Genomic DNA, 26,182 nt, shown 5'->3' with positions numbered 1-26,182 from the left:
CGTGGGTCTCCTCCACCGCGGCCCGGCGGCACGCTGCCGACCTTCTTCAGCAGCGGGACGCTGTTGCCGACGTCGCACCGACGCGCGGGAAGTTCTCTGGCGCCTCCACGAGGGACATCCTGGCCAAGGTGCGCGCCTCCCTCAGTAAGGCCATGGGGGCGCACGGGCTTCCGTGCGCTCACCAAGCACCTCACCGATCCGCCGTGGCCTTCACGCTCTGCCGGAAACGCGCAGCTCAGCGGCCAAACGGCACGAGGCTGAGCAGCGGCCGAGGGGCGCGCGGCCGGTCGGAGCAGGCGCCGGGTGTGCGCGCGGAATCCCTGCTGGAACTTCACACACGTCACACAACTACTGGCTGTGTTTCCGTGCGCCTCTGGCGGCAGCCCGGTGTTGCCCCGACGATGGCTCACGGTTCAGCCCGCCGGTACCTGGCGGCGTATCAAGGGCCGGGGTTCACCCGGTCTCTCCGCGCGCCAGGTCTGCCGTCAGCGGGCCTGGGCGCCCTTCGGAAGGTCGTCCATGTCAGGCAGACCCAGTGCTTTACTCCGCCTGCTTGTGCCCGCGGTACTCGCCGCCGGCGCGCTCGTGCCGCTTTCGGCAGGCACCGCCTCCGCCGCGCAGCCGATCTGCGCGAGCGGCACCCTGCAGTTCGACTACCAGTCCGCCGAGGCGGGTACCGCGAAGCCGACGCTGACCCGGGCCGCCCGCAGCGCCTCGGTCGAACTGTGGGGCCGCGAGCTGGCGACCGAAACGGACCACAAGCTGAACACCGGCACGCAGCTGACCGGTGCGGCCGACGGCTCGTTCAGCCTCTGCTACACGCCGGTCAACACCACGGCTCTGGACCATCTGTTCGTCCGCTTCGCCACCCGGAACAACCAGGTGTGGCGGGTCGCCAACGCCGCCGGCACGGTCTACACCTACGACACGCCGACACAGGCGAACGTATCGACGAATGTGGCTCTCGGTACCGTCAAGCCGACCACCGCGGCTCGCGCCTGGCACGCCTTCGACACCGTCAACCCGCTCTGGTCGCGCCGGGCCAACTCGACCACGCCGTGCTGGACGACCGCCGAGAACAACGCGGCGACCTGCACCACGCTGACGCTGCGCTGGCAGACCGGTTCCAACGACGGGCCGTACTACGACCTGTCGAACACCGTCCACCTGGCCGAGGGCGACCCGGACTCCGAGCACACCGTGCTCCACGAAGCGGGCCACTTCTTCCAGCATCGGCTCTACAACGGCACGTGGCCCACCATCACCAACTGCAACCCGCACTACATCCAGTTGGCGTCGTCCGCCACCTGCGCCTGGACCGAGGGCTTCGCCGACTCGGTGGCCGCCTACCTTCTGGGCGACCAGCGCTACGTGTTCCCCGACGGCTCGTCCTACCCGTTCACCACGGCCGCGGGCTGGCAGACCGGCGACCAGGTGCAGGGCAACGTGGACGGCGCGCTGCTCCAGCTGTGGAACCAGGTGGACGGCAGCTGGGACCGCACCATCGCCACCCTGGCCTCGCACACACCCTCCACCTTCGCCGACTGGTTCAAGAACGTCCGCCCCACGGCCGTGCCGCCGCTGTCCACCACCGGCTCGGCACTGATCGCGCTGGACGCCTTCGCCATCAACTACGGCCCCACGGTCGTCGGTGACAACGCCTACCACGCGCTCAGCAACGGCGGCGGCGTCGCCCTCCAGCGGGGGACGGGCTGCAGCATCGCCGTCTCCGCGGTGGCCCAGTTCGCCGCCCTCGACACCTCCCGGGCATCCCAGCGCTGGAAGTTCGCCGCCAACGGCGACGGCACCGCGCGGGTCTACGACAGCTGCGCGATCCCGTTGACCCTGACCGCACCGGCTACCGCCGGCGGCCAGATCTCCCTGCAGGCCATCAGCCTCGGTGCGGCCAACCAGCGCTGGCAGGTGACACAGAACTCCGCCGGCACCTACACCCTGACCAACCCGGCCACCGGCTTCGTCCTCGACGGCAACGCCACCGCGGGCCAGGCGGTCACCGCCAACACCGCATCCGCCGGTTCGGCCAGCCAGAAGTGGGCATCGGTCTTCTCCATCTCCTGACCCCGGCCGCACCCCGGTCGTACTGGCCGCGCGGGCACTCACCAGTGCGAACGGCGCCTTCATCGGTTCCGGACCCGATCGCCGGCGGGCGTGGCCAACAGCACTGGACGGGCCGGCCTCGTCCGGGCCAGGTCGCACTGGACCGGACGGTCACGGGGCGGTTGAGCGGTGGGAAAGCGGCGGGGAGCCGCCTACTGCAGCGCCAGCTCCTCGCTGACCTGCCAATACGTGACCTGGGAGCTGTCGTCGAGGCCGAGACCGGAGCCGGAGGCGGGCGCGGTGACCGTGACGTGGCCGTCCGTGCCGCCGCCGCTGCGGTCGGCCAGGGTGACGTTGAGGGTCTTGGTGCGGTGGGTGGGCTTCTCGGAGAGGTAGATCGCCGCGTACGCGGTGTGGCCGGGGGCCAGCTCCACCACGGCCTGCGGGACGGTGTCCTTGTTGACCGGCAGGTTCTTGCCCGCGACCGGGTCGGAGACGAAGGGCGCGTTGTAGACCGCGCATTCCTTGCTTCCGGTGTTGGTGAGCGTGAGCAGGATGGAGGGGATGGTGCCGCCGGTCTCCTCGAGCTTGATGCTCGACGAGTCGAGGGTGCAGTCGTCGTCTCCGGACGAGGCCGAGGAACCGGACGAACCCGAGCCGCCGGACGTCGAGGTGCCCGAGGCGTCCTTGGCGGCGGCGGGGGTGGCGGTCACTCCGGCCGAGCTGTCGGAGGAGGTGGCCGCCGGGGCGGAGGAGGTGGACGGGCTGGTTGTCGCACCCCCGGCGGCGGAGCCGGCGGCCGATGACGCCGAGCCGTCACCGCCGCCACCGCACGCCGTGAGGGCGAGTGCCAGGGCGGCCGTTCCGAGGGCGGCGGAGGCGGATGAGGCGAATCGGACAGAGCGCATGGCTGGTGATCCCGTCGTGTGTCGACACCTGGAGCGCGGCGGCGGCGCCGGTCACGCTGGAGAACAGGACGTCCCGAACAGACGGTTCGCCCCCCCGGTCGAAGGGGCGGCCGGGCCGCCCTTTCGCCGTGACCAACGGTAGGAGGACTGAGGAAACCGCAGGTGACGCGGTCGTCCGGCCTCTGTGGCGATCGTGTAACAGGCGAGCCGGGAACGCGCAGGGGGAACCGCCGGACATCGCACGGCGTCGCGCTGACGCGCGCGGGCGGACGCCGGGATGCGTGGCCGGGCCCGGCACGAGGGGCGGCCGGCGGTGGGAGAACACCGGCTGAGGGCGTCCGCCGGCATCCCTACCGGGCAGGCGAACCGCAGCTGACCTTCCGCACGCCGGACACAACAACAGAGCCGGTCGAAGCGACAAACTGTCGCTTCGACCGGCTCTGTTTGGTCGGTTGACCATGGTGTCCGAGGGGGGACTTGAACCCCCACGCCCGATAAAGGGCACTAGCACCTCAAGCTAGCGCGTCTGCCATTCCGCCACCCGGACAAGGTGTCTGTCGTTCGCGGTGTGTTCCCCGCGGCGACAAAGAAAACAATACCAGGGGTTTCGACCCCCGATCACCAGTGTTTCCCGTGGTCAGTGCGGTGCGGGATGCCGCGGGGGCCGATCCGTGGACCGCCGGGCAGCATTCTCCACGGTGTGTCACCGGGCCCGCACCCACCGTCGCGCGGGCTACCTTCGCGGTCATGAATGTCCGGTACCACCTGCGCCCTTTCGCCCTCTCGGACCTGCGTGAGCATCTGCGGGACACCTTCTGGTTCGCTCCGGCCGCGGGGCTCCTGGGCGCCTTCCTCCTCTGGTGGGGGGTCTCCTCGCTGGATGCGGCGATCGTCGCGCACCTGCGGGTCGACAAGGCGTACCGGGAGCTGGGCGATCTCGCCTCCTTCGCCAACGACGCGCGGACGGTCGTCACCACCGTCAGCGCGGCGATGATGACCTTCATCGGTGTCGTCTTCAGCATCTCGCTGGTGGCCGTGCAGATGGCGAGCGGGCAGCTGACGCCGCGCATCGTCCGGATCTTCGTACGGAGCCGGATCACCAAGCTCACCCTGACGGTGTTCCTGGCGACCTTCGTCTTCTCGCTGCTGGTCCTGACCTCGTACGAGAGCGAGACGGAGATCCCGCGCCTGACCTCGGTGCCGGTGCTGCAGAGCCTGCTGACCCTGGCGATGGTCGCCCTGAGCCTGCTGCTCTTCATCACCTACGTGTCGTCGACCCTGCGGCTGCTCCAGGTCGGCCCGGTCGTCGACCGGATCGCCCGCGACTCACTGCGCGCGCTGGAGCGCCAGCCGAGGGAGGAGAACCGCGCGGGGGCCGCCGGGTCGGCCGGTACGCCGCCGCTCCCGCCGGAGACCGGCCAAGTGGCTTACGGGGGACGGGCGGGGGTGCTGCGGGACGTGGACGTGACACTGCTCGTACGGGCGGCACGGCGGCACGGGGCGGTGCTGCGGCTGCTCCCCCGCGTGGGCGACTTCCTGGTGCCGGGGATGCCCTTGCTCGCGGTGCACGGCGGCACCGGCGACAACTCCGGGGACGGCACCGGAGCCGGGCCCAGGTCCGGCACCGGAACCGGGGCCTTCCCCGGCGACGCCGTGTCGGTGGGTGTCGAGCGCACGCTGCGGCGCGATCCGTCGTTCGGGCTGCGGCAGCTCACGGACATCGCGCTGCACGCCCTGTCCACCTCCGTGAACGACCCGACCACCGCGGTGCAGTGCCTGGACCGGATGGTGCAGTTCCTGGCGGCGTACGCGGACCGGCCGCTCGGTACGGTGCGCCACCGCGACCACCGGGGCGAGGTGCGGCTCGTCCTGGAGACGCCGGACTGGACCGACCTCGTGGATCTGGCGTTCGAGGAGGTCAGGCGGTGTGTTCCGGAGGCGGGACCGCAGGTCGTCAGGCGGCTGCTGGCAGGCCTGGACGACCTGTTGCTGTTCGTGCCCGAGGAGCGCGCGGCGCCACTGCTCAGGCACCGCGCGCTCCTGGTCCTGGCGGTGGAGCGGACGTCGCCGGAGCATGCCGAGCGGACGTTCGCGCTGGTCCCCGACCGGAAGGGCCTCGGCTGACCCACCCCGGTTCGCGGGGGCGGGTCAGCACCTCCCCTGCCCCGTGACCACGTGCCGGGTCAGCCCTTCTCGCGCTGGTGGTACGTCCGGCGGGTGTGCTCGGTGTGTGCCCGCATGGCCTCCGTGGCGCGCCGCTCGTCGCGGGTGGCGATGGCGGCGATCAGCTCACGGTGCTCGATCCAGGACTGCTTCCCGCGTCGGCGGGCCACCGGGGTGTAGTACCAGCGGACCCGGCGCCCGACCTGGGCGGCGAGCGCCGAGAGCACGACGTTTCCGGCCAGCTCCATGACCTTGTCGTGGAATTCGGCGTTCAGCGCGACCGCGAGGTCCACGTCGTCCTCGGCGACCGCCGCCTCGCCCCGGTCGCAGAGCTCCTCCAGCGCCGCGACGCCGTCCGCGTCCGCGTGGGCGGCGGCCAGCCGGCCGGCCTCGGCCTCCAGCAGGGTGCGGACCGAGAGCAGTTGGTCGGCCTCCTCCTCGGTCGGCTCGTGCACGAACGCGCCCTGCGCGGGGCGCAGATCGACCCAGCCCTCGGTGTTGAGCCGCTGGAGCGCCTCGCGCACCGGCTGCCGGGACACGCCGAGTTGGCCGGCCAGCTCGCTCTCCACCAGGTGCTGACCGGGCTGGAGAGCGCGGATGGTGATGAGTTCGAGCAACGCGTCGTACACGCGTTCACGCAGTGGGCCCGGTCGTTCCAGCTTCGGCACGGCCCCCTGCGGCAGTCCGTCAAACAACATCGCGCTCCCCCTCCGGGCGGCGAGTAATTGCTTATCGTCTACAGTCTACCGATCAAGATCCGCAGGGGCACAGCCGTCTCACGGACAGCGGATGACCTGGCCGGCATAGGAGAGGTTGCCGCCGAAGCCGAAGAGCAGGACGGGGGCGCCGCTCTCGATCTCGCCCCGTTCCACCAGCTTGGACAGGGCCATGGGGATGGACGCCGCTGAGGTGTTGCCGGAGTCCACCACGTCCCGGGCGATGACCGCGTTGACGGCGCCGATCTTGCGGGCCACCGGTTCGATGATCCTGAGGTTGGCCTGGTGGAGTACGACGGCCGCCAGGTCCTCGGGGGCGATCCCCGCCTTCTCGCACACCTGGCGCGCGATCGGCGGCAGTTGCGTGGTGGCCCAGCGGTAGACGGACTGGCCCTCCTGGGCGAAGCGCGGCGGCGTCCCCTCGATGCGTACGGCGTTGCCCATCTCCGGGACCGAGCCCCACAGCACGGGGCCGATGCCCGGTGCGCCGCTCTCCCCCGGGTCCGCCACGACCACGGCGGCGCCCGCTCCGTCGCCGACCAGGACGCAGGTGCTGCGGTCGGTCCAGTCGGCGATGTCGCCCATCTTGTCGGCGCCGATGACCAGTGCGCGGGTGGCCGCTCCGGCACGGATCGCGTGGTCGGCCGTGGCGAGTGCGTGGGTGAAGCCCGAGCAGACCACGTTGATGTCCATCACCGCCGGGGATCCCATGCCCAGCCGTGCGGCGACCCGCGCCGACATGCTGGGCGAGCGGTCGATGGCGGTGGAGGTCGCGACGAGGACGAGATCGATGTCGGAGGCCTGGAGTCCGGCCGTCGCGAGCGCCTTGGCGGCGGCGTGCGCGGCCAGTTCGTCCACCGGCTCGTCCGGGCCCCCCACGTGGCGGGTCCGGATGCCGACGCGGCTGGTGATCCACTCGTCGCTGGTGTCGACCATGGCGGCAAGGTCGTCGTTGGTCAGCACCTTCGCGGGCTGGTAGTGGCCGAGCGCCACGACACGTGAGCCGGTCATGTACGGGTTCCCCTCGCTACGTATGGCAGGAACCATCCAGTCTTGGTCGCTACTGTCCGGTACGGGGGCACGTGATCCGACAGGAATACGGACCGCGGGTTGGAGCCTTGGCGACAGGCGTGCTCCGGACGGGCGGTGCCGGGCCGTTCTCCGTCCTGCCGGGCCGTCAGGTTCCTTGCCGTGCCGGGCGGCGGGTCCCCGTACCGCGTCCGGGTACCGCGTCCGGCCGTGGGCGGTACGGAGAACGGGACCTGAGTGTGCGGCGGCGGGGCCCTGCGGCCCCCGGCACGTGCGGCGGACCATGAGAGGGTGAAGGTGACCGGCCGGGCGAGGTCCGGGAGAGCGGGTGCCTCCGCCGCGCAAGGGCCGCCGAGGCCTCCCCACGTACAGGAATCGGGTCTGAGCCATGGGACGGGTCACCGAGCGACGCCGCACTCTCCGCATCCGGGACGGGGCGGTGTCGAGCCGCGCCGACACGCTCGTCGCCGAGGAGCCGCTGGAGATCCGCCTCAACGGCAAGCCGCTCGCCATCACGATGCGCACCCCGGGCGACGATTTCGCGCTGGCGGCGGGGTTCCTGGTCAGCGAAGGGGTCATCGGCGCGGGGTCCGATGTCCGGTCGATCGTCTACTGCGCCGGTGCGACGGCGGACGGCGTCAACACGTACAACGTGGTGGACGTGCGACTGGCGCCGGGCGTTCCGGTGCCGGACATCACCCTCGAACGCAACGTGTACACGACGTCCTCGTGCGGCCTCTGTGGCAAGGCCAGTCTCGACGCGGTACGGACGACGACCCGGTATCCGGTCGCCGACGAGCCGCCGGTACGGGTCACCCCGGCGCTGCTCTCGGCCCTGCCGGACCGGCTCCGCGCGGCGCAGCGGGTCTTCGACCGGACCGGCGGGCTGCACGCCGCCGCGCTCTTCTCCGAGGAGGGCGAGCTTCGGGACGTCCGGGAGGACGTCGGCCGCCACAACGCGGTCGACAAGCTGGTCGGGCGGGCGCTGACGGACGACCGGCTGCCGCTGTCGCGGTCGGTGCTGCTGGTGTCGGGGCGGGCCTCGTTCGAGCTCGCGCAGAAAGCGGTGATGGCCGGGATTCCGGTCCTGGCGGCGGTGTCGGCACCGTCGTCGCTCGCCGTCGACCTGGCGGCGGAGAGCGGGCTGACCCTGGTCGGTTTCCTGCGGGGGCCGTCGATGAACGTGTACGCGGGCGAGCACCGGATCGCGCTGGAGACCCCGGTCACCGGAGGCTGAGGCTCCCGCCACCGCACGGACCGGGAGCGGCGGCACCTACGCGTCCCGGGAACGGCGGGCGGGGCCCCGGTCGTCCGAGGCCCCGCCCGTCGTTCCGGCCCGTCAGCTCGCGGCGGCGGCCACGCTCCCGGCGGCCACACCGGAGACCGGCTGCTCCGGCTCCTCGGGGTCGCGGGCGCGGCGCTTGGCGATGACCGCGCAGACCATCAGCTGCATCTGGTGGAAGAGCATCAGCGGCAGGACCGCGAGGCTCGCGTGCGCGCCGAACAGGACGCTGGCCATCGGCAGCCCGGACGCCAGGCTCTTCTTCGATCCGGCGAACTGGATGGCGATCCTGTCGGCGCGGTCGAAGCCGAGCCGCTTGGCTCCGTACCAGGTGACCGCCAGCATGACGGCCAGCAGGACCGCCTCGGCGGCCAGCAGCGCGACGAGGCGCAGCGGGGTCACCTGGTGCCAGATGCCGGCGACCATGCCCTCGCTGAACGCGGTGTAGACGACGAGCAGGATCGAGCCGCGGTCGACGTAGCCCAGGATCTTCTTGTGGCGGCCGAGGAAGCCGCTGGTCCAGCGGCGCAGCAGCTGTCCCACGACGAAGGGGACGAACAGCTGCAGGACGATCTTCACCAGGGAGTCGGCGGAGAAGCCTCCGGCGGAGCCGCCGAGCAGCAGGGCGGCGAGCAGCGGGGTGATCACGATCCCGGCGATGCTGGAGAAGGAGCCCGCGCAGATCGCCGCAGGGACGTTTCCGCGTGCGATCGAGGTGAAGGCGATCGACGACTGGATGGTGGACGGCACCAGGCAGAGGAAGAGAAACCCGGACTGGAGCTGCGGGCTCAGGACGAAGGGGACGAGGCCCTTGCTCGCCAGCCCCAGCAGCGGGAAGACCACGAAGGTGGAGCAGAGCACGGTCAGGTGGAGCCGCCAGTGGCGCAGGCCGTCCATCGCCTCGGCCGTGGAGAGCCGGGAGCCGTAGAGGAAGAAGAGGAAGGCGACCGCGGCGGTGGAGGTGTCGCCCGCCACGTCGGCGGCGGTGCCCGACGCGGGGAGCAGCGCGGCGACCACGACTGTCCCGATGAGCGCCAGGATGTACGGGTCGACGGGCAGCCAGGACGGCAGCCTCAGGGTGCGGGGGCTCATGTGCTCCACGTTCGTCTCACGGTCGAATGTATACAGTCGCCATTCTGCTCCTGCCCCACCCCATCGGGAAACCCGCATACCGAACTCACTGTCATCGCGGTTCGCGATAACCTGCCCTTCATGTACGACCCCGCACAGCTCCGCACCTTCCTGGCGGTCGCCCAGACCTTGAGCTTCACGCAGGCCGCCCGGCGGCTCGGCGTCCGGCAGTCAACGGTGAGCCAGCACGTGCGGCGGCTGGAGGAGGCAACCGGCCGGCAGCTGTTCACGCGGGACACCCATCGGGTGGACCTCACGGAGGACGGCGAGGCGATGCTCGGGTTCGCCGGCACGATCCTGCGGGCGCACGAGCGGGCCTCCGCGTTCTTCGCCGGGACCCGGTTGCGCGGCCGGCTGCGCTTCGGCGCCTCGGAGGACTTCGTACTGACCCAGCTGCCGGAGATCCTGGAGGGCTTCCGCAAGGAGCACCCGGAGGTCGACCTGGAGCTGACGGTGGAGCTGTCCGGCTCGCTCCACCAGTCGCTCGCGGCCGGTCGGCTGGACCTCGTGCTGGCGAAGCGGCGGACCGGCGACACCCACGGGGAGCTGGTCGGGCGGGACGCGCTGACCTGGATCGGGGCGCCGCAGCTGCGGATCGACCCGGAGCGGCCGCTGCCGCTGATCGTGTTCCCGCCGCCCGGCATCACCCGGGCGCGCGCACTGGAGGTGCTGGAGCGGCACGGCCGGTCCTGGCGGCTGGCCTGCACGAGCAGCAGCCTCAGCGGACTGATCGCGGCGGCCCGGGCCGGGCTGGGCGTGATGGCGCACACCCGGGGCCTGATCCCGCCGGGGCTGGTGGAGGTGCCGGCCAGGGCCGGGCTGCCGGACCTCGGCGACGTCGACTTCGTCCTGCTGCACGGCCACCGCCGGGGTGGTTCGCCGGAGGCGGCGGACGCCCTGGCCGCCGCGATCCTGGCCGGCGGGGACCGGCTCCACCGGGGGTTCGGCGGTCCGGGCGACCCGTCGGCCTGAGGCCGCGCGACGGGACCGCCGGACCCTGGAGCCACGAGAGGCTCCCGGGCCCCCTGGACTCGGACGGGACTGCCGGGCGGCCGCGGGCCACGGCCGGCTTCGGGCGCGCGACAGACCGACGCGATACCCCCTGCTCAGGCGGCGGTCCGCAGGTGTTCGTGCGCCCACTCCTCGAAGCTGGTCACGTCGATGCCCCGCGCACGGGCGAACTCCGGCCGGGCCGGCTGGCCGACCACCTCCACGAACTCGTGCGTGGCGCCCATGTCTCCCATTCCGGCGGCGCGGGCCTGGTCCTCGGTCATGTCCGGGGCCGTCAGCGGGACGCCCACGGCGCGGGACAGGATCTCGGCGATTTCGGTCATGGTCAGGTAATCGCCGGCGAGTTCCAGTTCCACCCGGTGGAACTCGGCGGGGGCCGACAGGGCGGCCGCCGCGGCGCGGCCCACGTCCTTGGCCGCTACGAGCGCCAGGTGCGTGCCCGGTTTGACGACGGTGACCAGCCCCCCTTCGACACCTCGGGGGAAGTAGAACCGCATGGACGGCTCGAAGTTCTCCATGAAGAACGCCGGCTTGAGCAGAGTCCAGCAGGGGAAATCGAGTTCGCGCAACCGGTCCTGGATCGCGGCCTTCGTGCCGAGCGGGGCTTCCATCACCGCCCATCGCCCTTCGGCCCAGCCCGGGGCCTCGACGTGCTGCCCCACGCCGCTGGTGGAGGACTGGACGAACTGCTCCACACCGGCGGCCCGCGCCGTCGTCATGAGGTTGTCCGCCTGGCCGACCTCGCCGGCGAAGTCGAACCCCTGCTCGGTGAACGCGGGCATCTGCACGGAGAAGACGGCCCGCACGCCGTCCACGGCCGCCTCCAGGGTCGCGGGGTCGGTGAGATCGCCCACGAACAGGTCGGCGCCGAGTTCTTCGACGGCCCGTGCGCGCGGCGTGCTCGGGTCACGCACCAGGGCGCGCACCGGCGTTCCCTGTGCGAGCAGGGCGCGGGCGGTGGCACCGCCCTGGCGGCCCGTGGCACCGGTGACGAGAACCGGTGTTGCGGCAGTGGTCATGTGCACATCTCCTCGGCGGTCACGCACACCACAAACGGCGGGGCCCGCCGTTTCGTGCCGGTTAGAATACGGCGGGGCCCGCCACTTATCAATGTTGGGGAGACCATGACCGGCCAGCGCTCGGACGCCCGCCGCAACTACACGCACATCCTCGCCGTGGCCGAGGCCGAGGTGGCAGCCCAGGGAGCCCAGGCGTCCCTGGAGCGGATCGCCCGCGTCGCAGGCGTCGGATCAGCCACCGTGCGGCGCCACTTCCCCACCCGCCAAGCCCTCCTCGAAGCCGTCTTCGAACAGCGCGTCCAAGACCTGTGCGATCGCGCCCACGCCCTCCGCGGCGAGCGCGACAGCCGCTCCGCGCTGGTGGAATGGCTGCGCGAGCTGCTCGCCTACTCGCTCGCCGCACGCGGCCTGGCGGACGCCCTCTCCTACCAGCCCCTCCGGGACGAGGCCGGCCAGGACTCCTGCGCGCGGACCATCGGCGCGGCCGGCGAACTGCTGCTGCGCAAGGCCCTTGACGAGCGGACCGTCCGGGCGGACATCACCATCGACGATCTGCTCGTCCTGATCGTCGGAATCGCCCTGGCCACCGAGAACTACACCGACCCGGCGACGCGGGCGGACCACGCCTTCCGGCTCGCCGTCGCGGGCTTCGGCGCCCACGACGCCTGAGCGCTCACGTACCACCGCCGCGGCCCTGGCCGCGGGGGACACCTTTCGGAGTGCGCGCGCGGCCGCCTCCGCGAGGGGCGTGCACCATCCCGCGTACAGCGGCCTCCGCGACAGGTGTGCACCATCCCGCGCACGGCGGCCTCCGCGAGGGGTGTAGACCGTCCCCACCTGTACAGATTCTGTGCAGAAAGGGCGTCGCATGCTTACTCCGGGGTCAGAAGTCCGCCCGAGCCTTGCCCATCTGGCCGGATTTCGACGTATGCCGGGCGCGCGAGGCCCGCGCGGGCGGGCCTTTTCCCCTCCCAAGGGACCTCGGGTTGGGGTAGCGTCGCGGCGCTGTGCGGAGCGCCGTAAGGAGCAGGTCATTGCGCGAGTTCACCGTCCCACCCATGGCAGCCGCACGACGTCCGGTCGGGGGCCTCGCCGATACCGTCTTCGAACAGGCGCACGATGATCCGCAACGGGTGTCGTTCGGCCGGAAGGACGCGGACGGGCAGTGGCAGGACGTCACCGCCGAGGTCTTCCGCGACGAGGTACTGGCGCTCGCGCGCGGGCTCGTGGCGCACGGCATCCGCTTCGGCGACCGGGTCGCCCTCATGTCCCGTACGCGGTACGAGTGGACGCTCTTCGACTTCGCCCTGTGGACCCTCGGCGCCCAGTCCGTGCCGGTCTACCCCACGTCCTCGGCCGAGCAGGTCCTGTGGATGCTGCACGACGCCGAGGTCTCCGCGATCATGGTCGAGCACGAGGACCACGCCATGACGGTGGGCTCGGTGATCGACCGGCTGCCCCGGCTGAAGCGGCTGTGGCAGCTCGACGGCGACGCGGTCGCCGAGCTGATGGAGGCGGGCACCCGGATCGACGACGAGGTGGTCCACCGCCACCGGCGTGCGGTGACGCCCGACTCGGTGGCCACCGTCGTCTACACCTCGGGGACGACGGGGCGCCCGAAGGGCTGCCTGATCACCCACGCCAACCTGATGTTCGAGGCCGACACCATGGCTCAGCGGTGGGAGCCGGTCTTCCGCTCCAGACCCGGCGAGGATCCGTCCACCCTGCTCTTCCTGCCGCTCGCGCACGTCTTCGGCCGCATGGTGGAGGTCGCCTCGCTGCGCAACCGCGTGACCCTCGCCCACCAGCCGGAACTCTCGGCCCACGCGCTCATGCCGGACCTGGAGTCGTTCCGGCCGACGTTCGTGCTGGCCGTTCCCTACATATTCGAGAAGCTCTTCCACGGCGCCCGCCGCAGGGCCGAGGCGGAGGGGCGGATCGGCCCGTTCGACAAGGCCGTGGACGTCGCCGTCCGGTACGCGGAGGCGATGGAGCAGCGGACCTTCGGTACCGGCCCCGGCCCTTCGGCGGGCCTGCGGATGCAGCACCAGTTCTTCGACAAGGTCGTGTACAAGAAGTTCCGCGACGCGATGGGCGGCCGGATACGGCACGCGATGTCCGGCGGCTCGGGCATGGAACGCCGGCTGGGGCTGTTCTTCGCGGGCGCGGGCATCGAGATCTACGAGGGGTACGGCCTCACCGAGACCACCGCCGCCGCGACGGGCAACCCTCCCGGCCGGGTCAGGTACGGAACCGTGGGCCAGCCCATCCCCGGCACCACCGTGCACATCGCCGAGGACGGCGAGGTCTGGGTCCACGGAGGCCAGGTGTTCGCGGGGTACCTGGGCAATCCCGAGGCGACGGCAGCGGTGGTCCACGACGGCTGGCTCGCCACGGGGGACCTCGGGGCGCTGGACGAGGACGGCTATCTGACGATCACCGGGAGGAAGAAGGAGATCCTCGTGACGTCGGGCGGCAAGAGCGTCTCCCCCGCCGGGCTGGAGGAACGGGTACGGGCCCATCCGCTCGTCGCCCAGTGCATCGTGGTCGGCAACGACCGCCCGTACATCGCGGCGCTGGTGACGCTGGACCAGGAAGCCGTGGACCACTGGCTCGCGATGCAGGGCCGGGCCCCGCTCCCGCCGGCCGAACTCGTCCGGGACCCGGACCTGGAGATGGAGGTACGCCGCGCGGTGGTGGCCGCCAACACCGCCGTCTCGCAGGCGGAGTCGATCCGTACGTTCCGCATCCTGGCCCACCGGTTCAGCGAGGAGCGCGGCCTGCTGACGCCGTCGCTGAAGCTGCGGCGGAAGGCGATCGAGACGGCGTACTCGATCGAGGTGGACGCCCTCTACGGCTGAGCACCCTGCTCGTCGCGCCCTGCCCTGCCCCGTGCTCCCGGGCCCGATCCCTCCCGGACCCGCACGCCCCCGGGAATGTGGGGGGGGAATCGCGGGGGACGGGTTCCGCGGGAACGCAGCGCGCGATCCGGGAATGGATCAGTCGCGCCGATCGTTGTTCTCGGGAGTAATGACCACCGACGTAAGGATCGACCGCTCGTGAGCAAGGTCCCCTCCCTCAGCCTCAACAACGGCGTCGACATGCCTCAGCTCGGTTTCGGTGTCTGGCAGGTGCCGGACGACGAGGCGGAGCAGACGGTCGCGACCGCGATCGAAGCCGGATACCGCAGCATCGACACCGCTGCGATCTACGGGAACGAGTCGGGCACGGGCAAGGCCATCGCCGCATCCGGCGTCGCCCGCGACGAACTCTTCGTCACCACGAAGCTGTGGAACTCCAACCAGGGTTACGACGCCACACTGGCGGCCTTCGACACCTCCCTGGACAAGCTGGGCCTGGACTACGTCGACCTGTACCTGATCCACTGGCCGACACCCGAGAAGGACCGCTACGTCGACACGTACCGGGCCTTCGAGAAGATCTACGCGGACGGCCGCGCGAAGGCGATCGGCGTCTCGAACTTCCTGCCGGAGCACGTGGAGCGGCTGATCGGCGAGACCTCGGTGGTCCCGGTGATCAACCAGATCGAGCTCCACCCGCAGCTCCAGCAGGCCGAGTCCCGTGCCGTCCACGCCAAGCACGGCATCGCCACCGAGGCGTGGTCCCCGCTCGGCTCCGGCCGGGGCCTCCTGGAGGTTCCGACCGTCGTCGCGGTCGCCCAGAAGCACGGCCGCACGCCGGCCCAGGTGGTGCTGCGCTGGCACCTCCAGCTCGGCAACGTCGTCATCCCGAAGTCCGTGACGCCGTCGCGGATCGCCGAGAACATCGACGTGTTCGGCTTCGAGCTGGACGCGGACGACCTGGCCGCCTTCGCCGCGCTCGACGAGGGCAAGCGCCTCGGCCCGAACCCGGCCGAGTTCAACTGACCCCTCCGGACGCGCGGCTTCCGACGCGCGTGTCCGGCTCGACGGCGTCCCACGGCTGCGGCGGTGGGACGCCGTCGGCGTGTCCGGGCCGTCGGCGCACGACTGGACTTCCGGGAAGCCCGGACGGCCGGGCCGTGCGGTCCCCGGCCGCCCGGCTCTCTCCCCGCTACTGGGCCGTGTCTGACCATGCGCGTCGGATCAGCGGGCGGTGTCCGGTGCGGTGCATCGCAAGGCGGAGGACCGCCCGCGTACGGGATGCACTCGGGCGGTCCGACAACACCGCGAGGTGCCGTGCCGGGCGCCGACCGCCCGACGGGAATTGTCAGACACGGCCTAGGCCCCGTGGGCGGTCGTGGCGGCCGCCACCCGGGCGGCCAGGGCGAGGTCCTTCGCGGTGACCGCGCCGCCCGCGTCGTGGGTGTGCACGGCGAGGGAGACGGTGTTGTAGCCGAGCGTCAGGTCCGAGTGATGGTTCAGTTCGTCCTGGATCCGGGCGATGTGCAGGGTGAACGCGGCGGCGGCGAAGTGCGACGGAAGCCGGTAACCACGCGTCAGCCGACCCCCTTCGTGCTCCCATCCGGGCAGTTCGCCCAGGCCTGCCTCGATCTCGGTGGGTGTCAGCGGTTCGGCGGGCATGCGTGGCTCCTTCTCGGACGGTACGGGCCGCGGTGCGGCGGTCCGGGCCGGCGGTACGGCACGGCGGGCGCCGTGCCGTACCGCCGGCTGCGGTCATGATCCGCCGGACGGCCCCCGGAGACCCGTCCGACACGACCCCCGTCCCACGGCCCTGCGCGGATATGCGCTGTGCCGCGCCGCGGATCCCGGCTAGGGTGCGCCGATGCCCACGCACCAGCCCCACCTTCTCGCCGCGGTTCCTCTGACGACGCCACGCCTCACCCTGGAACCGCTCACCGCGGAACACGCGCGTGAGGCGGTCTCCGTCTTCGACGACGTCCGGCTCCACACCTGGACCGGCGGGTCACCCGGCTCCCTGGCAGAGCTCGAAGCCCGGTACGCACGCCAGTCGGCGGGCCGGTCGCCGGACGGCACGCAGGGATGGCTGAACTGGATGCTGCGCAGGACGTCGGACGGGGCGTTGATCGGCACCGTCCAAGCCACGTCGTACCGTCGGCCGGCCACCGCGGAGACGCTGGAGGCGTCGCTCGCGTGGGTGGTCGGTGTCGACCACCAGGGTGCGGGCTACGGCCGCGAGGGAGCGCTCGCCATGGCGTCCTGGCTGCGGGCACGGGGAGTGCACGGGCTGGCCGCGTACATCCGTCCGGGGCACTCCGCCTCGACGGGCATCGCGCGGGCGCTCGGGCTGCGGGCGACCGACGTGGTGCTGGACGGCGAGGTCAGGTGGAGCGACTCGGGGAGGTAGGACGCCGCGCCGGGAAGCCGTGCACCACCCGCGCGACGCCCACACCCCACCCGGCATCCCGCGCGGCACTCCGCACGCCACGCGCCCGGACCGCTCCGCCGCCTCAGGCCATCGCCTTCTCCGCCGTCTCCTCCGCCTCCAGGTGCGTGGCGAGGAGCCCGGCGAACTCCTCCGGCGTGGCGATCCGTACGCCGAGGCCTTCGGCCTTGGTGCGCTTCGAGCCCGCCTTCTCCCCGGCGACGAGCAGGCTGGTGCGTCCGGAGACGCTGGACGAGGACTTCCCGCCCGCGCGCTCGATGAGTTCGTTCATCTGGTTGCGGGAGAGCTTCTCCAGCGCTCCGGTCATCGCCCCGGTGACCACGACGGTCATCCCGGCCAGGGGCAGTTGCGACGCGCCGTCGCCGTCCGGGCGGCCGTCCACGCCGGTGGCGGCCGGCTCCTCGGCGCCGGGCTCCGACGGCGGGGTGGCGCCCGGCTCCGTCATGTTGACGCCCGCCTTCACCAGCTTCTCGATCAGCGGGGCCAGTTCCACCAGTTCGGCGAAGACGGCCGAGGCCTTCTCCGTGCCGATGCCGTCCACCCGCTGGAGCGTCTCGGCGTCGGCGGCGGTGATCCGGTCCATCGTGGCGAAGTACCGGGCGATGCGGCGGGACATGGAACGGCCGGTGCCGCGTATGCCGAGGGCGCAGAAGACCCGGGAGAGCGGACGGGAACGCGCCGTGTCGATGGCCGCGAGGAGGTTGTCCGTGGAGGTCTCGCCCATGCGCTCCAGGCCGAGCAACTGCTCGCGTTCCAGGGTGAAGAGGTCGGCGAGATCCTGGACGAGCCCCGCTTCGACGAGCTGGACGACCCGGGTGGCGCCCAGGCCCTCGATGTCGAGCTGGTCCCGTCCGGCGGCGTACGAGAGGGAGGCGACCAGGCGGCAGTCGCGGCCCCGGACGCACCGCCAGCGCTGCTCGCTCGTGTCGATCGCGGAGCCGCACTGCGGGCAGACCGCGGGGAACTCGATCGGCTTCTCCTCACCCGTCCGCAGGTGGACGGCGGGGGCCTCCACGCGGGGGATGATGTCGCCGGCCTTGTGGACCATCACCATGTCGCCGAGGCGCAGGTCACGGCGGGTGATGTCGGCGGGGTTGTGCAGGGTGGCGAAGCCGACCGTGGAGCCGTCGATCTCCACGGGTTCCAGCACGGCGCGCGGGGCGATGATGCCCGTGCGCCCGACGTTCCACTCGACGCAGAGCAGCCGGGTGACCTTCTCCACGGCGGGGAGTTTGTACGCGATGGCCCAGCGCGGCGCACGGGTGCCGTTGCCCGCGTCGCGCTGGTCGGCGGCGCGGTCCGCCTTGATGACGATGCCGTCGATGCCGAAGGCCAGCGAGGCCCGGAGCGCGCCGATCTCCTCGACCCGGGCGAGGACGTCCTCCACCGTCCCGAGGGTGCGCGGGGCGACCGGGGTGTCCGCCGCGGTGTGCACGCCGAGGCCTGCCGCATACTCGAGGACCTCGCTGTGCGGCATTTCGGCCAGTCGCTCCGCGAGCTCGCCGGAGTCCGGGAGCGGGAGCGCGCCGTACGCGAAGAAGGTCATCTCGACGCGGTAGGGCCGGTCCTTGGCGCGCAGGGTGCCCGCGGCGCCGTTGCGCGGGTTGACGAAGGGCGACGCGCCGTGGGCGGTGCGGACCGTGTTGGCCTGCTCGAACTGCTCGGTGGTCATGAGTATTTCGCCGCGCAGTTCGACGGTGACCGGCGCCGCGAGTTCCTCGGGCAGTCCGAGGACGGTGCCGATGGCGTGCGAGACGTCCTCGCCGGCGGTGCCGTCGCCGCGGGTGACGAGCTGCTCCAGCCGGCCCGCGCGGTAACGGGCGGCGACGGCGAGGCCGTCGAGCTTGGGCTCGACGCTCCACGCCTCCACGGGTCTGCCTGTGCGGCGCTCCAGGGAGGCCGTCCAGCCGGCGAACTGCTCACCGGAGAAGACGTTGTCCAGCGAGAGCATCGGAGCGGTGTGGGGAACGTCCCCGACGGCCGCGCCGCCCGCGACCTTGCCGGTGGGCGAGGCGGCCAGCACGTCCTCGGGGTGCGCCGCTTCGTACGCGGCGATCGCGCGCGCCAGGCGGTCGTACGCGTCGTCGTCGAGCGCGCTGTCCCCGCTGGCGTAGTACGCGGCGGAGGCGCGGGTGGCCTCCTCGACGGCGGCGGCGTAGGCGGTGGCGTCGGCGAGTGCGACGGCTGAGTTCGTCATGGCCATCATCCTGCCGCCCACCACTGACAGCGGCCCCCGCGAGCGGTGGCGGCCGGCGCCTCCACCCCCGAAGATCACCTTTGACCGCCGGCGGGCGGGCCGGGCCCCGGCCGGTCCCGGTATAAATGCTGCATGACTGCCGATGTGTCACCTCCCGTGCGTCCCGCGACCCTGGAGGACGTTGCCGCGGTGGCCGGTGTCTCCCGGGCCACCGTCTCCCGGGTGATCAACGGCGCGACCACGGTCGATCCGGTGCTGCGCCAGGTCGTCGAGGAGGCGGTCGTCGCCACCGGGTACGTACCGAACCGCGCGGCGCGTTCGCTGGTGACGCGGCGCACCGACTCGATCGCGCTGGTGGTCTCCGAGCGCGAACGCCGCACGGTGGCGGAGCCGTTCGTCGGGCGGATGTTCTCCGACCCGCACTTCGGGCGGGTCGTCACCGGTCTGCTGGACGTGCTGCGCCCGGCGGGCATCCAGATGGTGCTGATGCTGGCGGACGACGCGGTCTCCCGGGGGCAGTTGCTGTCGTACCTGCGGCAAGGGCACGTCGACGGGGTGGTGTTGATCTCCTCGCACGCCGATGACCCGTTGCCCGGGCTGCTGCACGAGACGCGGCTGCCCGCCGTGCTGGCGAGCGCGCCGGCGCAGCCCACGCCGCTCACGCACGTGGAGGCCGATCAGCACGCCGGGGCGGGGCTCGCGGCGGATCATCTGGTCGCGCTGGGGCGCCGGCGGCTGGTGACGGTGGCGGGTCCGCAGGACCGGCCGGCGGGGCGGGCCCGGCTGAGCGGGTTCCTGGAGGCGCTGGCGGCGCACGGGATCACGGACGTGCCGAGCGCGGAGGGCGACTTCACGCACGCGGGCGGGGCGTCGGCGATGAAGCGGCTGCTGGGTGACCGTCCCGATCTGGACGGGGTGTTCGTCGCGTCGGACCTGATGGCGCTGGGCGCGCTGCCGGTCCTGCTGCGGGCCGGGCTCGACGTGCCGTCGGACGTGGCGGTGGTCGGGTTCGACGACAGCAGCGCGGCGCTGGCCTGCGATCCGCCGCTGACGACGGTGCGCCAGCCGGTGGAGGAGATGGCGGCCGAGATGGCCCGGCTGCTGCTGCGGCAGATACGCACCTCCGAGGCGCCCGCGCCGTCCGTCGTGTTCCCGCCGGTGCTGGTGGGCCGGGAGTCGGCCTGATCGGTGCACGAGGCCGTACGGGCCCCGCCGGCCGTGCGGTACCCGCCGCCGTCAGCCGCGCGGCTCGTGGACCGTCCCGGCGCCGGGGTCCGGCGGCGTGGTGTCCACGCGCCGCGGGTCCGCCTCGCCCCGCGCACCCGGCAGCGGCCGGTCGGCGTACGGGAGGCCCGCGACGCCCTCGGGGCGCAGCGGCACCTGGGGCCCGGAGGGCTCCCGCAGCCAGCGCCTGAGCACCCGGTGGACGGCCTCGGCGCCGACCGGGCCGGTGTGCGGGGCCGTGACCGGGGCGCCCGGCCCCGTCGTACCGGACGCCGTCGCTTCGGCGGCGAGTACGTCGAGCGGGTCGGTCATCCCGCGCGGCCACAGCAGGAACGGCCGTGACTGCGGGCCGCCGAGTCCGCCGTGCGAGCCGATCTGCTCCTCGAAGGCGTGCACCTGGTCCGTCGCGGGGTCGTACATCGAGTTCACCATGACGTCGGCGACGTGCGGGAACGTGTCGGTGCGGCGTATCGCGTCCGCCGCGCCGGGGCCGAAGCCGGTGAGGGGCCCCTCGTCGTCGCGCAGTTCCGCGACCGGTACCTCCGCTCCGCCGGCTCCGAGGACGACCGAGCCGTGCCGCTCGCTGCGGACCAGCAGGAAGCCGATTCCCGGGTGGTTCGCCAGGGTGCTGAGCAGGGCCGGGTGGCGGCGGTCGAGCTCCTCGCGGGAGGCGCGGCCGTCGATGCCGGGGAACGAGATCAGGCCGAGGTTGCCGGAGGCGAGGACGACCGGGTCGGACGCGGTGACGGCGGCGGGCTCCGCCTCCGCCTCCTGCACCGGCCGGTGCAGCGCGATGCGCACCGCGTCGCGGGCCTCGGAGGCGCTGAGGGTGCGCTGGGCGCGCCGGGGAACCGGGAGGCCGCAGCCCGCCCGTACGAGGTCCTTCAGCGTCAGCCCGTACCGTCCGGCGAAGGTCTCTCCGAGGCTCTGGCCGTGGTCGGAGAGGAGCACGATCCGGTACGCGCGCGGCGTGTGGTCGGTGATCTTGGTGATGAGGGCGAGGGAGCGGTCGAGCCGGGCGAGGACCTGGTCGGCGTCGCGGCTGTACGGCCCCGAGTGGTGGGCCACCTCGTCGTAGGCGACGAGGTCGGCGTAGACGGCGGTCCGTCCGGCGAACATGTCGCCGATGACGGCGGCGACCACGACGTCGCGTTCGAGGACGGTCGCGAAGGCCCGTATGAAGGGGTAGAGGCCGCCGCGTTTGATGCGCGGGGTCTCCTTGCGCAGCCGCGACCGGGTGGACTGGCCGATCTCGCGGCCGACCTCGGCGACGAAGGAGAGCGCGGTGCGGACGGCGTTGGCCGGGTCGGAGAAGTAGGCGAAGTAGCCCGCGCGCGACCTGCGGCCCTTGCCGCGCCGCCCGGCCATCGACAGGACGAGGGCGAGCTGGTCGGCTCCCCCGCTGAAGAGGTTGCCCCGGCTGGCGCCGTCGAAGGAGAGCAGACCGCCGTCGTGGGTGCGTGCGAGGGCCCGGCGCTGGAGTTCGAGGGCGCTGGCGGGGCGGCTGGAGACCATCACGGTGCCGGTCTCCTTCTCGTACCACCGGAAGGCCGGCACGTCGTGGTTGGTGCCGTGCAGCAGGGCGAGCTGGCTGGCTCCGGTCTGGCTGGACCAGTCGGTGCGCCAGGGGGTGATCCGGTGGCCGCCGGGGTCGGCGAGCCAGCCGGCCACCGTGGGCATCAGTCCCTGGGCGGCGGCCCTCGTCAGGACGTCGTGGCCGACCCCGTCGAGCTGGATGAAGACCGTGCCGGGCGGTCCGCCGCGGCCGTCCCCCGCTTCGCCGGGGACGCGCTTGCGGCGCCGGTCGGCGAGGCGGGAGAGCCGCCGCCGGTAGGCGTCGTCGTCGCGGACCGCGAGCGCGGTGGAGGCCGCCGAGGCGACCGCGGACATCACCGCCGCGACGACCACGGCGGTCTCCGGGTTCGCCGTGCCGCGGCCGTCCGGGATCAGCCGGAGGGCCAGGATCAGCAGGGAGCCGTTGAGGAAGAACACCAGCGCGCCGAGGACGAACGCGGGGACCACCAGCAGGGCTCGTACCAGGAGGGGCCAGACGAGGGCGGAGAGCAGTCCGAAGGCGCCCGCTCCCCAGGCGGCGGTGAACGCGGTCTTGGTGATGGTGTCGCCGTTGTCGGACTGGAGCTGGAAATCGGGGAGGACGCCCGCGAGGGCGAGCATGGTCAGGGCGGACACCGCCCACACCGTCGTCACCCGCAGCAGGGCACTCCCCGCCCTGCGCCATCGCCCGGCTCCCACGCCCGCTCCGCCTTTCCCGCGTCCGGGCCGGTCGGTCCAAGGCGTGCCCCGGGACACCTCCGGGGCCCGCCCACCAGCTTCGCACAGCCTTTCCCCGTCGTCGGTGGTCCGGTCCCCGGGCACAGGTGTACGCCCGGCGCTAGGGCGTGTCTGACAATTCGCGTCGGATCAGCGGGCGGTGTCCGGTGCGGTGCATCGCAAGGCGGAGGACCGCCCGAGTACGGGATGTACTCGGGCGGTCCGACAACGCCGCGAGGTGCCGTGCCGGGCGCCGACCGCCCGGCGGGAATGGTCAGACACGGCCTAGGCCGTGTCTGACAATTCGCGTCGGATCAGCGGGCGGTGTCCGGTGCGGTGCCTCGCAAGGCGGAGGACCGCCCGCGTACTGGATGTACGCGGGCGGTCCGACAACACCGCGAGGTGCCGTGCCGGGCGCCGACCGCCCGGCGGGAATTGTCAGACACGGCCTAGGGGCAGACCCCGGGTCGGCGCCCGGCGCGGGAGGCATAGGCTCGTACGGGCTTCCCGCACGCGTCCGAGCGGCGGGGCGAGGCGGATCACGGAGAGCGGACAGAGGAGGCGGGACGCCGGTGGAGGTCACCTGGTGGGGTCATGCCACCTGCACGATCGAGGACTCCGGGGTGCGGGTGCTGACCGACCCGCTCTTCGTCCGCCGGTTCGCGCATCTGCGCCGCCGGGGCGGAGCGGTCCCGCCGCCGTCGGCGGCGCTGGCCGACGTGGTCCTCGTCTCCCACCTCCACTCCGACCATCTGCACCTGCCGTCGCTGGCCCGGGTCGCCCCCGGTACCCGGCTGATCGTTCCGCGCGGCGCGGTCCGAGCGGTGCCCGGTCTGCGGGTGGTGCGGCGGATGCGCGATCTGCGGATCACCGAGGTGGCGCCCGGCGACACCGTACGGATCGGCGCGGTGACCGTACGCGCGGTGCCGGCCGAGCACGACGGCCGGCGCCTCCCGGTCGGCCCGCAGCGGGTCGCGGCGCTCGGTTACGTGGTGGAGGGCGAGGCGCGTACGTACTTCGCCGGGGACACCGGCCTGTTCGAGGAGATGGCGAAGGAAGTGGGTCCGGTCGACGTGGCGCTGCTGCCGGTGGGCGGCTGGGGACCGTATCTGGGTCCCGGCCATCTGAACGCGGCCCGGGCGGCCGAGGCCCTGACCCGGCTCACGCCCGGCTCCGCGATGCCGGTGCACTGGGGCACGTACTGGCCGCTCGGGATGGACGGGGTCCGCCCGCACGAGTTCCACTCCCCCGGCGCCGAGTTCGTACGGCAGGCGGCGCTGCTGGCGCCCGAGGTGGCGGTCCATCTGCCGGCGCTCGGCGAGCGAGTCCGGCCGGAGGTCCACCGGTGATCATGGACCAGCTGGCGCAGCTGCCGGCCGGGGGGACCCAGCAGGCCGTCGGGTATCCGACGCTCTTCGCGCTGGTGGCGCTGGGCTCCCTGGTGCCGGTGGTGCCGACGGGGGCGCTGGTGAGTTCGGCGGGCGTGGTGGCGTTCCACCAGGCCTCGCCGCTCTCGATGCTGTTCGTCTTCCTCACGGCCGCCACGGCGGCGTTCCTCGGTGACATCTGCCTGTACTGGCTCGGCAAGCGCGGTGTGCACTCCAGGAACGGCTCGAAGTGGCTGAAGGTCATCACCGACCGGGCCGCCCCGGAGCGGCTGGCGCAGGCGCAGCGGAAGCTGGACGAGCACGGGGTGATGGTGCTGGTGCTGTCGCGGCTGATACCGGCGGGCCGGATACCGGTGATGCTGGCGTGCCTGCTGGGCGAGATGCCGCTGCACCGGTTCGCCCGGGGTAACGTTCCGGCCTGTCTCGCCTGGGCGGCCACCTACCAGCTGATCGGTGTCCTGGGCGGTTCGCTCTTCCCGGAACCCTGGCAGGGCGTGGTGGCCGCGGTGGCGCTGACGCTGCTGATCAGCGGGGTACCCGCCGGGTGGCGCGGGCTGCGGGCGCGGTTCGGGCACTGATTCGGGAACCGAGGGACGCGGGGGCGGCGCGGGCGGCCGCCCCGTCAGAACGCGAGGCTCGTCCCCCGCCCCCCCTCCCGCGCCCCGGCGTACGCGACGGCGGCGGCGGCCACGTCCAGCGCGGCGTGACCGGTGGACTTGAAGACCGTCAGCTCGGCGGCGGTGCGGCGGCCCGGGTGGCGGCCGGAGAGGACCTCGCCGAGGAGGGTGGCCCGGCCGGGCGGCAGGCCCTGGAGTTCGTGGGCGCCGGCCGGCAGCGGGGCGGTGGCGGCTCCGGCCCACTCGACGAAGAGCGAGCCCTCCTCCACGGTCCGGGCGTCCAGCTCCGGCCCGTGGGAACCGCCGACCGAGCCGACATGGGCCCCTTCGGCCAGCCAGGAGCGCCGGAGGACCGGTTCGCGCGCACCGGTGCAGCAGAGCACCGCGCCGGAGCCGCGTACGGCGCCTTCGACCGTGTCGGCCGTGGCGCGCGGGTGCCGGGCTGCGAGGGCCCCGGTGCGTTCCGGGTCCCGGCCGCCGACCACGACGGGGGTGTCCGGGTCCTGCCGGGCGAGCAGGTCGAGCTGGGCGGCGGCCTGGACGCCGGTACCCAGCACGGCGATCCGGTTCAGGTCCGGGCCGGCGAGCGCGCGCAGCGCGATGGTCGCGGTGGCGGCGGTACGGACGGCGGTGACGGTCTCGGCGTCCATCACCGCCAGGGGCCTGCCGTCCGCCTCGTCGAAGAGGGCGACCACGCCCCGGTGGGAGCTGCGTCCGGGCTCGGCGGGGTCGGCGAAGACGGAGACGAGTTTGGCGGCGAGGCCGAGGCCGGGGACGTACGCGGGCATCACGCCGAGGAGCCCCGCCGGTGCTTCGGCCGCGATGCGCGGGGGCGCCGAGACCGTCCCGTCCGCCACCGCGACGAGAGCGACTGCGAGGGCCTCGGCCAACCGGTCGGGGTCGAGCCCGGCGCGGGTGCACGCCGCGTCCAGTACCAGCACGTCGTTGTTCATCCGCTCTCCCGCGTCGACTCGTTCTCTCCGGATCGCACCGCCGCCTCCGCCGCCACGCCCAGGATTTCCGCCAGGGCGACCGTGGCGTCCAGCAGCGCCGTGCGCAGCGCGCCCAGTGACGGCTCGTCGAACTCCGCGTCGGGGCCGACCGCGGTGAGCGCGCAGAGCGGGCGGCCGGGGCCCGCGAGGACCGCGCGGCCGACGGAGGCGACCAGGGCCTCGTTGCGGCCGCGCTCCACCGCGAAGCCGGTGCGCTCCACCCGGTCCAGGTCGGCGAGGAGGCCCAGCGGGCCGTCCATCGGGTGTCCGGCGTCCTCGGCGAGCCGCAGGTAGGGGGTACGCGCCCGCGGCGGCAGTGCGGCGACCAGGGCCAGCGGCCCGGCGAACCGGTGCACGGGCAGCGTCTCGCCGGTGAGCAGGCTGATCATCTCCAGCCGGGCGGGCCGGACCGCGTCGAGCACCCGCGAGCGGTCGTGCTCCAGCACCTGGAGGTTGACCATCATGCCGGTACGGGCGGCGAGCGCCTCCAGGACCGGGCGGGCCAGCGTCACGAGGGAGTTGGCGGCGGCGGTGCGCGAGAGCCGCAGCGCGGCGGCGCCCGGCAGGTAGTGGTCCCCGGAGCGCAGCACCCAGCCGCGGCGGACCAGGTCGGCGAGGACCCGGTAGGCGGTCGGCCGGTGCAGCCCGACCTCGTCGGCGATCTCGCTCAGCCGGAGCGGACGTTCGGAGCGCGAGACCGCTTCCACGAGGTCGAGCGCCTTGTCGACGGCCGAATTGGAGGACTTGGGCATCCTCGTCCCCCCTCTCCTCAACTGGTGGTCGGCTCCCGGGTTCACGGCGAAACCTTGCCGTTCCCGGGAGTAAGGACGGTAGCGTACGTTTCCACAGACGGAACCAGCATGACAACA

At 72.8% G+C, this 26,182-nt stretch carries 21 protein-coding genes and 1 tRNA gene; 11 read left to right on the top strand and 11 right to left on the bottom strand.

What is annotated here, in order from left to right:
* The first annotated feature begins 555 nt into the window (after positions 1-555).
* A complete protein-coding gene (locus tag OG599_RS29875; RefSeq protein ID WP_327179079.1) occupies positions 556-2,079 on the top strand; it encodes an RICIN domain-containing protein in 1,524 nt (507 codons plus the stop codon).
* A 191-nt stretch (positions 2,080-2,270) separates the two neighbouring features.
* Here OG599_RS29875 and OG599_RS29870 read toward each other — a convergent pair whose 3' ends face one another.
* Positions 2,271-2,966: a DUF4232 domain-containing protein gene (locus OG599_RS29870; RefSeq protein WP_327179078.1), complete on the bottom strand. Its 696-nt coding sequence runs from the start codon at positions 2,964-2,966 to the stop codon at positions 2,271-2,273.
* Positions 2,967-3,425: 459 nt separating this feature from the next.
* A tRNA-Leu gene (locus OG599_RS29865) sits at positions 3,426-3,513 on the bottom strand.
* A 200-nt stretch (positions 3,514-3,713) separates the two neighbouring features.
* Here OG599_RS29865 and OG599_RS29860 point away from each other — a divergent pair.
* On the top strand, positions 3,714-5,090 hold the full coding sequence (locus OG599_RS29860) for a DUF2254 domain-containing protein (protein WP_327179077.1): 1,377 nt from the start codon (positions 3,714-3,716) through the stop codon (positions 5,088-5,090).
* A gap of 59 nt (positions 5,091-5,149) precedes the next feature.
* Here the strand turns inward: OG599_RS29860 and OG599_RS29855 are convergent, their stop codons facing one another.
* On the bottom strand, positions 5,150-5,827 hold the full coding sequence (locus tag OG599_RS29855) for a GntR family transcriptional regulator (protein WP_327179076.1): 678 nt from the start codon (positions 5,825-5,827) through the stop codon (positions 5,150-5,152).
* A gap of 78 nt (positions 5,828-5,905) precedes the next feature.
* Positions 5,906-6,856, bottom strand: coding sequence for a beta-ketoacyl-ACP synthase III (locus OG599_RS29850; RefSeq protein ID WP_327179075.1), 951 nt, complete (start codon positions 6,854-6,856; stop codon positions 5,906-5,908).
* 406 nt (positions 6,857-7,262) lie between these two features.
* Here OG599_RS29850 and fdhD point away from each other — a divergent pair, with 406 nt between their 5' ends.
* Positions 7,263-8,111: a formate dehydrogenase accessory sulfurtransferase FdhD gene (gene fdhD / locus OG599_RS29845; RefSeq protein WP_327179073.1), complete on the top strand. Its 849-nt coding sequence runs from the start codon at positions 7,263-7,265 to the stop codon at positions 8,109-8,111.
* 102 nt (positions 8,112-8,213) lie between these two features.
* Here fdhD and OG599_RS29840 read toward each other — a convergent pair whose 3' ends face one another.
* Positions 8,214-9,248: a bile acid:sodium symporter family protein gene (locus OG599_RS29840; RefSeq protein ID WP_327179072.1), complete on the bottom strand. Its 1,035-nt coding sequence runs from the start codon at positions 9,246-9,248 to the stop codon at positions 8,214-8,216.
* A 120-nt stretch (positions 9,249-9,368) separates the two neighbouring features.
* Between OG599_RS29840 and OG599_RS29835 the strand changes: the two genes are divergently transcribed.
* On the top strand, positions 9,369-10,259 hold the full coding sequence (locus OG599_RS29835) for a LysR substrate-binding domain-containing protein (protein ID WP_442809586.1): 891 nt from the start codon (positions 9,369-9,371) through the stop codon (positions 10,257-10,259).
* A 134-nt stretch (positions 10,260-10,393) separates the two neighbouring features.
* Here the strand turns inward: OG599_RS29835 and OG599_RS29830 are convergent, their stop codons facing one another.
* Positions 10,394-11,317 carry an NmrA family NAD(P)-binding protein gene (locus tag OG599_RS29830; RefSeq protein WP_327179071.1) on the bottom strand — a complete coding sequence of 308 codons (924 nt, stop codon included), beginning with the start codon at positions 11,315-11,317 and terminating at the stop codon, positions 10,394-10,396.
* 105 nt (positions 11,318-11,422) lie between these two features.
* On the opposite strand from OG599_RS29830, the gene OG599_RS29825 reads away from it, so the two are divergent.
* The 3 genes from OG599_RS29825 (at position 11,423) to OG599_RS29815 (ending at position 15,204) form a co-directional block, all read left to right on the top strand.
* Positions 11,423-11,986 carry a TetR/AcrR family transcriptional regulator gene (locus OG599_RS29825; protein ID WP_327179070.1) on the top strand — a complete coding sequence of 188 codons (564 nt, stop codon included), beginning with the start codon at positions 11,423-11,425 and terminating at the stop codon, positions 11,984-11,986.
* Between the two features lie 389 nt (positions 11,987-12,375).
* Positions 12,376-14,178: an AMP-dependent synthetase/ligase gene (locus tag OG599_RS29820; protein ID WP_327179069.1), complete on the top strand. Its 1,803-nt coding sequence runs from the start codon at positions 12,376-12,378 to the stop codon at positions 14,176-14,178.
* 198 nt (positions 14,179-14,376) lie between these two features.
* On the top strand, positions 14,377-15,204 hold the full coding sequence (locus tag OG599_RS29815; protein WP_327179068.1) for an aldo/keto reductase: 828 nt from the start codon (positions 14,377-14,379) through the stop codon (positions 15,202-15,204).
* A gap of 333 nt (positions 15,205-15,537) precedes the next feature.
* Here the strand turns inward: OG599_RS29815 and OG599_RS29810 are convergent, their stop codons facing one another.
* Positions 15,538-15,840, bottom strand: coding sequence for a 4a-hydroxytetrahydrobiopterin dehydratase (locus OG599_RS29810; RefSeq protein WP_327179067.1), 303 nt, complete (start codon positions 15,838-15,840; stop codon positions 15,538-15,540).
* 202 nt (positions 15,841-16,042) lie between these two features.
* On the opposite strand from OG599_RS29810, the gene OG599_RS29805 reads away from it, so the two are divergent.
* A complete protein-coding gene (locus OG599_RS29805; protein WP_327179066.1) occupies positions 16,043-16,585 on the top strand; it encodes a GNAT family N-acetyltransferase in 543 nt (180 codons plus the stop codon).
* Between the two features lie 103 nt (positions 16,586-16,688).
* Here the strand turns inward: OG599_RS29805 and ligA are convergent, their stop codons facing one another.
* Positions 16,689-18,827 (bottom strand): NAD-dependent DNA ligase LigA, encoded by a 2,139-nt coding sequence (ligA, locus tag OG599_RS29800; protein ID WP_442809719.1) that lies wholly within the window; start codon positions 18,825-18,827, stop codon positions 16,689-16,691.
* 126 nt (positions 18,828-18,953) lie between these two features.
* Here ligA and OG599_RS29795 point away from each other — a divergent pair, with 126 nt between their 5' ends.
* The gene (locus OG599_RS29795) at positions 18,954-20,006 is read left to right on the top strand and encodes a LacI family DNA-binding transcriptional regulator (protein WP_327179064.1); all 1,053 of its coding nucleotides are present in this window, start codon (positions 18,954-18,956) and stop codon (positions 20,004-20,006) included.
* Positions 20,007-20,057: 51 nt separating this feature from the next.
* On the opposite strand, the gene OG599_RS29790 is transcribed toward OG599_RS29795, so the two are convergent.
* Positions 20,058-22,298, bottom strand: coding sequence for a phage holin family protein (locus tag OG599_RS29790; RefSeq protein WP_327179063.1), 2,241 nt, complete (start codon positions 22,296-22,298; stop codon positions 20,058-20,060).
* 590 nt (positions 22,299-22,888) lie between these two features.
* On the opposite strand from OG599_RS29790, the gene OG599_RS29785 reads away from it, so the two are divergent.
* Together OG599_RS29785 and OG599_RS29780 are read left to right on the top strand one after the other, a co-directional pair.
* Positions 22,889-23,665 (top strand): MBL fold metallo-hydrolase, encoded by a 777-nt coding sequence (locus tag OG599_RS29785; protein WP_327179062.1) that lies wholly within the window; start codon positions 22,889-22,891, stop codon positions 23,663-23,665.
* A 2-nt stretch (positions 23,666-23,667) separates the two neighbouring features.
* Entirely contained in the window at positions 23,668-24,282 is a 615-nt protein-coding gene (locus OG599_RS29780; protein WP_327179061.1) for a DedA family protein, read from the top strand.
* Between the two features lie 44 nt (positions 24,283-24,326).
* Here OG599_RS29780 and OG599_RS29775 read toward each other — a convergent pair whose 3' ends face one another.
* The gene (locus OG599_RS29775; RefSeq protein WP_327179060.1) at positions 24,327-25,274 is read right to left on the bottom strand and encodes an NAD(P)-binding domain-containing protein; all 948 of its coding nucleotides are present in this window, start codon (positions 25,272-25,274) and stop codon (positions 24,327-24,329) included.
* Positions 25,271-26,065, bottom strand: coding sequence for an IclR family transcriptional regulator (locus OG599_RS29770; protein ID WP_327179059.1), 795 nt, complete (start codon positions 26,063-26,065; stop codon positions 25,271-25,273). The genes OG599_RS29775 and OG599_RS29770 overlap by 4 nt, the downstream gene beginning before the upstream one ends.
* Positions 26,066-26,182 lie beyond the last annotated feature (117 nt).

The organism is Streptomyces sp. NBC_01335 (genome assembly GCF_035953295.1).
In the GTDB taxonomy this organism is placed as follows: Bacteria; Actinomycetota; Actinomycetes; order Streptomycetales; family Streptomycetaceae; genus Streptomyces.
Note: the sequence above shows the minus strand (reverse complement) of the source record. Positions and strands in the feature narration are given on the sequence as shown.

Bases quoted from the DNA above. Each gene is read 5' to 3' on its own strand.
- OG599_RS29825 (WP_327179070.1), top strand. From the start codon at position 11,423: ATGACCGGCCAGCGCTCGGACGCCCGCCGCAACTACACGCACATCCTC.
- OG599_RS29810 (WP_327179067.1), bottom strand. From the start codon at position 15,840: ATGCCCGCCGAACCGCTGACACCCACCGAGATCGAGGCAGGCCTGGGC.
- OG599_RS29850 (WP_327179075.1), bottom strand. From the start codon at position 6,856: ATGACCGGCTCACGTGTCGTGGCGCTCGGCCACTACCAGCCCGCGAAG.
- OG599_RS29820 (WP_327179069.1), top strand. From the start codon at position 12,376: ATGGCAGCCGCACGACGTCCGGTCGGGGGCCTCGCCGATACCGTCTTC.
- OG599_RS29795 (WP_327179064.1), top strand. From the start codon at position 18,954: ATGACTGCCGATGTGTCACCTCCCGTGCGTCCCGCGACCCTGGAGGAC.
- OG599_RS29835 (WP_442809586.1), top strand. From the start codon at position 9,369: ATGTACGACCCCGCACAGCTCCGCACCTTCCTGGCGGTCGCCCAGACC.
- OG599_RS29775 (WP_327179060.1), bottom strand. From the start codon at position 25,274: ATGAACAACGACGTGCTGGTACTGGACGCGGCGTGCACCCGCGCCGGG.
- OG599_RS29805 (WP_327179066.1), top strand. From the start codon at position 16,043: ATGCCCACGCACCAGCCCCACCTTCTCGCCGCGGTTCCTCTGACGACG.
- OG599_RS29830 (WP_327179071.1), bottom strand. From the start codon at position 11,317: ATGACCACTGCCGCAACACCGGTTCTCGTCACCGGTGCCACGGGCCGC.
- OG599_RS29770 (WP_327179059.1), bottom strand. From the start codon at position 26,065: ATGCCCAAGTCCTCCAATTCGGCCGTCGACAAGGCGCTCGACCTCGTG.
- OG599_RS29840 (WP_327179072.1), bottom strand. From the start codon at position 9,248: ATGAGCCCCCGCACCCTGAGGCTGCCGTCCTGGCTGCCCGTCGACCCG.
- OG599_RS29855 (WP_327179076.1), bottom strand. From the start codon at position 5,827: ATGTTGTTTGACGGACTGCCGCAGGGGGCCGTGCCGAAGCTGGAACGA.
- OG599_RS29870 (WP_327179078.1), bottom strand. From the start codon at position 2,966: ATGCGCTCTGTCCGATTCGCCTCATCCGCCTCCGCCGCCCTCGGAACG.
- fdhD (WP_327179073.1), top strand. From the start codon at position 7,263: ATGGGACGGGTCACCGAGCGACGCCGCACTCTCCGCATCCGGGACGGG.
- OG599_RS29780 (WP_327179061.1), top strand. From the start codon at position 23,668: ATGGACCAGCTGGCGCAGCTGCCGGCCGGGGGGACCCAGCAGGCCGTC.
- OG599_RS29860 (WP_327179077.1), top strand. From the start codon at position 3,714: ATGAATGTCCGGTACCACCTGCGCCCTTTCGCCCTCTCGGACCTGCGT.
- ligA (WP_442809719.1), bottom strand. From the start codon at position 18,827: ATGGCCATGACGAACTCAGCCGTCGCACTCGCCGACGCCACCGCCTAC.